This is a genomic window from Roseateles sp., from assembly GCF_036486225.1.
Lineage (GTDB): Bacteria > Pseudomonadota > Gammaproteobacteria > Burkholderiales > Burkholderiaceae_C > Roseateles.
In genome coordinates, this window is sequence record NZ_DASVNZ010000279.1 from 1 (window position 1) to 5681 (window position 5681).

Sequence of the window (5681 nt, forward strand, 5' to 3'; positions counted from 1 at the left end):
GGCCGTGCCGGATGCGCGGGTGCCCGCCAGGCAGCCCGCACCACCCGAGCCGGCCCTGGTCGCGCCCGCGGCTCCGCGCAAGCGCGCGGCATCGCCTCATCCCGACGCGCCGATACCCAAGCGATCGGCCATCTCCGCGCACGCGCTGAAGCAGATCCAGGCTGAACAGCGCGCCATTCAGGAACGTCAATTGGCCAGACTGCCGAACGCGCCGAATACCGCGTTGCCGGATCTCGACGGCGATGCGAAGACCGGACGCACCCACCAGGAAGCGGCGGATACGGAACGTGCGCTCGCGCAGGCGCGCAAGAACGCGATGCAGGACGCGTTGCGCGCCCGGCCACGCCAGGGCGAGCCATCGATCCCGGACCCAACGGACGTCGACGAGTCCTGGGAGGTCCTGTCATTGCTGTCGGATGGTGACCTGCCCGAGATGGATGGGCTCGATCCGACCTCGGCTCCGAAGGCACCCGGGACCTTGCGCCGTGCAGCGAGCGAATCCACGCTGGACCGAGCCGCCTCTGGCACGACGCCTGAGTCGCAGAGGACGGTGGCTGCGTTGCGTCCGGCCGTGAGCGATCCTGAACTGCGATCCCGGCTGCCGGCGCTCCACCGCACGATCGCCGACTTGGACACGCGGATGCCGGCGATCTTCGACGCCTTGGTCGCAGCACCCCTCAGCGTGGGTGCGCGTCTGGCGGCGCAATTCCAACGTGGCGCGCGCATCGATGTCGAAGAGCAAGTGGAGCTGCAGTTGCGACCGTTGGTCGTGCAGTTGCGGCGCGGCTATCGCGAAACCTACGGTGGCAACGGCGGTGCGGAAGAAGAGGCGTTCGTCGCCCGATCGTTGCATGACGCGGCCGCCAAGGCGGCGGGCCGGTACGCCCCCCCGGCGTTGGGCGACATCGCGGCGCGCCTCGACAAGTCTGGCGGTGTTTTCCGTCATGCAGAGGCCCACGCCGCGCAGCAGAGAAAGCTGTCCATCAGCCTGGCGTTGGACGATCGATTCAAGCCGCGGCAGATGCGTCAGCAACTGCTTGACGAATCCGGTCTGCTGACCTACGTGCTGACCGGCGTCCGCAACGCCGTTGAACGCGGTGCGGCCGCCGGCGCCTAAGCCACCGGCAGCCCCGCCGGCGGCTTGATCTCCTCCAGGCAGATCATCGACCGCACGTCGGCCACGCCGTCCAGCTGCATCAGCTTGTCGGTGAGGAACTTGGACAGCGCCTGCAGGTCGCGCGCGACCACCTTCAGCAGGTAGTCCGAGTCCCCCGACACGGTGTGGCACTCGAGGATCTCGGGGAAGTCGCGGATCAGCGATTCGATCTCCCGCACCCGGACGAAGGCCTGCGCGGTGATGTTCAGGCTGACGTAGGCGGTGACGCTCAGGCCCAGCGCGAGCGGCGCGACGTCGGCGCGATAGCCGCGCAGCACGCCTCGTTCCTCCAGCGCGCGCACGCGTCGGAAGCACTGCGGCGCCGACAGGTGCACCTGGGTCGCGAGGTCGACGTTGGACATCCGGCCGTCGCGCTGCAAGGCCTCCAGGATCCGCAGGTCGATCGCATCCAGCGCCACCGGGCCCGTGGGCCGGGCAGGGGGGCTCTTCTTGTCCGTCCTGTCGTTCATCTTGTTCGTCATCGGCATTCAAGCGAGGAATTGTTGCGATTCTACGGACATCAATGAACGAAGCGTGCGTGGCGGCGCGCCAACGGCCGGCCGCCCGGAGGCCGCCATCGGCGAGAATCCGGCCCCATGGATCACAGTTTCCTCTCCGCCCTCATCCTGCTGCTGCTGGTGCTCGACCCGCTGGGCAGTCTGCCGATCTTCATCCCCATCATGCGGGCCGTGCCGCGCGAGCGCCGGCTGAAGGTCGCCTTGCGCGAGGTCGGCATCGCCTTCGCCGTGCTGCTCGCGTTCATGTTCCTGGGCGAAGGCTTCCTGCGGTTGATGCACCTGTCCGAGCGTTCGCTCGAGGTCGCCGGCGGCGTGATCCTGATCATCATCGCGATCCGGATGATCTTCAGCCATGCCGGCGAATCCGCCTACGGCGTGGAGACCGGCCGTGAGCCCTTCATCTTCCCGCTGGCGGTGCCGCTGCTGGCCGGGCCGTCGGCGATGGCGACGGTGCTGCTGCTGGCCTCGCGCCAGCCCGACCGCGTCGCCGAATGGATAGGCGCGCTGGCCACGGCGATGTTGATCTCGTTCCTCGCGCTGATCCTGGCGGACCGGATCCGCAAGCTGCTCGGCGACTCGGTCGTGTCGGCGATCGAGAAGCTGATGGGCCTGGTGCTGACCGCCATCGCGGTCGAAATGATCCTCTCCGGCCTGAAGCGCTACTTCGTCGGCGGCCTCTGACGCAGCGCCGGTTTGGGCGCCCCGCGGTGTTGCAAATCCTCGCCATAGCGCTGCTATGGCTCCGGTTTGCGCCTAGCGGTGCATCCCAAACCAGCGCCGCGTCAGACGCCGCGCGGTGCTTTCGACATCTCTTCCGCCGCCTTGGCGGCGGAGGGCGAGCGGCGCCATTCGTCCACGGTCATGCCGTAGACCGCGATGTCGGTCTCGTGCCAGCGCTGCGTTTCGCGGTAGCTCATGCCGAGCTTCTTCATGACGTGGACCGAGCCGTCGTTGTCCGGCTCGCAGACCGCGACGATCTCCGGCGCCGCCAGCGTGTCGAAGGCGAAGGCCGCCATCCGGCGCGCCGCCTCCGAGCCGTAGCCCTGGCTCCAGCGGTCGCGGCGCAGCCGCCAGCCGATCTCGTGCGGATTCGTTGTCTCGCCGCGCAGGTGCTGGATGCAGCCGGCGCCGACGATCTCGCCGGTCTCGACCTCGAAGAAGGTCCACCAGCTGAAGCCCCAGTCGCCCCAGCGCTTCTTGACCCGGTCGATCATGGCCTGCGTGTCCGCGAGCGTGTCGGGCTTGCCGGTGATGTAGCGCATCACCTCGGGGTCGCGGTTCATCTCGAACAACCCGTCCAGGTGGGCGTCGGTCATGGGCTCCAGGCGGAGGCGCGGGGTGGTCAGGATCGTCATCACCCGACTGTACGACCGCTTGTACGACCGCTCAACGCGCGTGACTGTGGTCACCTTCGTGCGCGGGCGAGGGCCGCCGCAGCGCCGACAGGTCGATCTCGTCCGGCGGCTGCGCGCCGTTGAGCCAGCGGATGCGGCAGCGCCCGGCGCGTTTGGACTCGAACATCGTCTGGTCCGCGCGGCTCATGAGCACCTCCGCATCGACACCGTCCAGCGGGTAGTGCGCGACGCCGAAGCTGGCGCCGACCTGCACCATCGCGCCCGAGGCCAGCCGCACCGGTTCCAGGATCGCGCGCAGCAGCCGTTCGCAGACGGCGCGGCTGTCGGTCGGCGAAGGCAGCGGGGTGAGCAGCACGACGAACTCGTCGCCGCCCAGCCGCGCGGCGGTGTCCGTCGCACGGATGCCCTCCAGCAGCCGCCGCGCGACGGCCTTGAGGACCTCGTCGCCCGCGTCGTGACCGTGCGTGTCGTTGACAGCCTTGAAGCCGTCCAGGTCCAGGTAAGCCACGGCCACCGCCTGCTTGAGCCGTTGTGCCGAGGCGATCGCCTGGCGCAGCCGGTCCGCCAGCAGCACCCGGTTGGGCAGGCCGGTGAGCGCGTCGTGGAAGGCGGCGCGCTCGACGCGCGCCTCGTAGGCCTTGCTCTGCGTGATGTCGACCATCATCCAGAGCGTGGTCTCCTCCTCGCGCTCGCCCGGCAGCGCAACGCCGTTCAGGTCCACCCAGACGAGGCTGCCGTCCTTGCGCCGCATCTGCTGCTGGCTGCGGTAGTGGCCGCCGCGCCGCAACACCGGATAGGCGTTCCGGCCGAGCGCGACGAAGCTGTCCTCGTCGATGTAGAGCTCGCGCACCGGCAGCCCCAGCATGCCGTCCTTCCCGTAGCCGAACAGCCGCTCCAGCGCGCCGTTCTTCCACACGATGCGCCGGCCGCGCAGCTTGGCCATGGCGATGACCTCGGTGTCGAGCATCGCCTGCTGGTCCATCGTCAGGCGGCGCAGGTCCTCGGTCATCGCGTCGGCGAGCGCCTGCGCGCGGGCGCGCCCGGCGGCCAGCAGGTAGCTGGTGGCGGCGAGCAGCGTCGTCAGCACGAGCCCGATCAGCCCCGGTCCCCAGCCCGCGGCGTCGATGACGGCGCGTTCGTAGGCCGTCGTCAGCGCCGCCTCCAGGCGGAAGGTGCGTCCGGCGATCTCGACCTCCCGCTCGTCCGCGACCATGCGGGTCTCGAAGCCGGCCCGCGCCGTCGGCGGCGTGTGCAACGGCTGTATGCCGACGACGGAGTCCAGCAGCAGGTCCTCGATCGCGGGGTGGTCCGCATCGACCGTCGGGTCGTCGACCAGCAGCCGGAAGTCCATCGGCGCCGCCGCCAGCCCTTCCTTCAGCCCGTGCAGGATCTCCTGCGCCACCAGGGGGGCATAGAGCACGCCCAGCAAGGCCTGGCGGCGCTGCTCGGGCGTGGTCGGATCGGCGCCGTCGCGGAAGACCGGCACCAGCAGCAGCAGGCCGGGTCCGTGCGCGCGGTCCTGCACCAGCGGCACCGGCGCGGACAGCGAGGCCTCGCCGGTGGTGATCGCCTGCTCGATGGCACGGCGCCGGGTCGTTTCCGAGCCGAGGTCGAAACCCCAGGCCGGGTAGTTCTGGGACAGCGGCTCGATGTGGGCGACGACGAAGAGGTCCGGCGCGGCGTCGCCGAAGCTGCGCACCGTGAACTGCGGTGCGCCGTCGGCCCGTTCCGCTGCAACGAACGCGGGAAGGTTCTCCCGCAGCACGCGCGGCACGAAACCGAAGCCGCGCACGCCCGGGAATTCGCGCGGCAGATCGCGCGACTGGACGTACGCGCGGAACGCATGGCGGTCGACGCGCCCCTGCAACGCAGCGATCGTGCCGCGCGCGCCCTTCAAGCCATAGACCGGCTGGATGAAACGCTGGACGACGTCGCGCTGCAGGCGTTCCATCTGGGCGTCGAGCAAGCGATGGCCGTCAGCCACGACGCGGTTGCGGTTCCACAGCATCGCGCTGAGCGTCAGCGCCAGGCCGGTCAGCAGGACCAGCAGCGCGCCCACGACGGCGGTCATCGGCAGGTCGCCGGACGGCGCGACGCCCGGTCCGTTGAACGGGGCGTCCGGCGAGTCTCCCGGATCTCGCGAACCTGGTTCTGATGTGGCGTGCACGGGCAGGGCGGCAGGGCCGCGGGCGCTGGACACAGCCGTTGACTGTAGAGCAGGCGCGGACCCTCGGCACGCGTCCCTGCGGCGCGTCCGGATTCGTTACAACTGACGCGACGGACCGTGGCGCAAGCGCCTATCCTCCCTCGCTCAAGGGGGCGGCGCGCGGCTTGCTCCTGTGCTGCAATCGATCCTCATCTCCGGCGAAGGTGGGCGGCATGGCTCAAGACTCGGACAGGGGCCCCGGGGCCTGGTGGACTTCCCTGCGGCGGCGCTGGTTGGCGCGCCGCGAGCCTCCGGCGCGGATCGCCGCCGCCGACGAGGCGACGTTGATGGACGACCTCAAACGCGAGGCCGCCCGCGCCCAGCGGCACCGCCACGACGGCGTGCTGATGCTGCTGGAACTCGATCCCTGGTCGCGCCTGCAGCAGCAGTACGGCGACGACTGCATCCTGGCGCTGGACGAACGCCTCGACCAGCTCGTGCGGCAG

6 protein-coding genes are annotated in these 5681 nt (G+C 70.1%); 3 read left to right on the forward strand and 3 right to left on the reverse strand.

The annotated features are described in order from the left end of the window. A partial coding sequence (locus VF536_RS18375; RefSeq protein ID WP_331616307.1) for a hypothetical protein occupies window positions 1–1117 on the forward strand: 1117 nt, incomplete at its 5' end. On the opposite strand, the gene VF536_RS18380 is transcribed toward VF536_RS18375, so the two are convergent. Beyond that, complete coding sequence (locus VF536_RS18380; RefSeq protein WP_331616308.1) at window positions 1114–1626, reverse strand: Lrp/AsnC family transcriptional regulator; 513 nt, start codon at window positions 1624–1626, stop codon at window positions 1114–1116. The two genes, VF536_RS18375 and VF536_RS18380, sit on opposite strands and share 4 nt — an antisense overlap. Window positions 1627–1752: 126 nt before the next feature. Between VF536_RS18380 and VF536_RS18385 the strand changes: the two genes are divergently transcribed. Beyond that, window positions 1753–2355: a MarC family protein gene (locus VF536_RS18385; RefSeq protein WP_331616309.1), complete on the forward strand. Its 603-nt coding sequence runs from the start codon at window positions 1753–1755 to the stop codon at window positions 2353–2355. Window positions 2356–2456: 101 nt separating this feature from the next. Here the strand turns inward: VF536_RS18385 and VF536_RS18390 are convergent, their stop codons facing one another. Together VF536_RS18390 and VF536_RS18395 are read right to left on the reverse strand one after the other, a co-directional pair. After that, window positions 2457–3029, reverse strand: coding sequence for a GNAT family N-acetyltransferase (locus tag VF536_RS18390; RefSeq protein ID WP_331616310.1), 573 nt, complete (start codon window positions 3027–3029; stop codon window positions 2457–2459). 31 nt (window positions 3030–3060) lie between these two features. Further along, window positions 3061–5100 (reverse strand): CHASE domain-containing protein, encoded by a 2040-nt coding sequence (locus tag VF536_RS18395; RefSeq protein WP_331616311.1) that lies wholly within the window; start codon window positions 5098–5100, stop codon window positions 3061–3063. Between the two features lie 308 nt (window positions 5101–5408). On the opposite strand from VF536_RS18395, the gene VF536_RS18400 reads away from it, so the two are divergent. Next, window positions 5409–5681, forward strand: a 273-nt coding sequence (locus tag VF536_RS18400) for a hypothetical protein (RefSeq protein WP_331616313.1), incomplete at its 3' end; no start/stop codon positions are given.

What these genes read in the sequence shown, in the direction of transcription:
- VF536_RS18395 (WP_331616311.1), bottom strand. Translation starts at nt 5,100, where the DNA reads ATGACCGCCGTCGTGGGCGCGCTGCTGGTCCTGCTGACCGGCCTGGCG.
- VF536_RS18380 (WP_331616308.1), bottom strand. Translation starts at nt 1,626, where the DNA reads ATGAACGACAGGACGGACAAGAAGAGCCCCCCTGCCCGGCCCACGGGC.
- VF536_RS18385 (WP_331616309.1), top strand. Translation starts at nt 1,753, where the DNA reads ATGGATCACAGTTTCCTCTCCGCCCTCATCCTGCTGCTGCTGGTGCTC.
- VF536_RS18390 (WP_331616310.1), bottom strand. Translation starts at nt 3,029, where the DNA reads ATGACGATCCTGACCACCCCGCGCCTCCGCCTGGAGCCCATGACCGAC.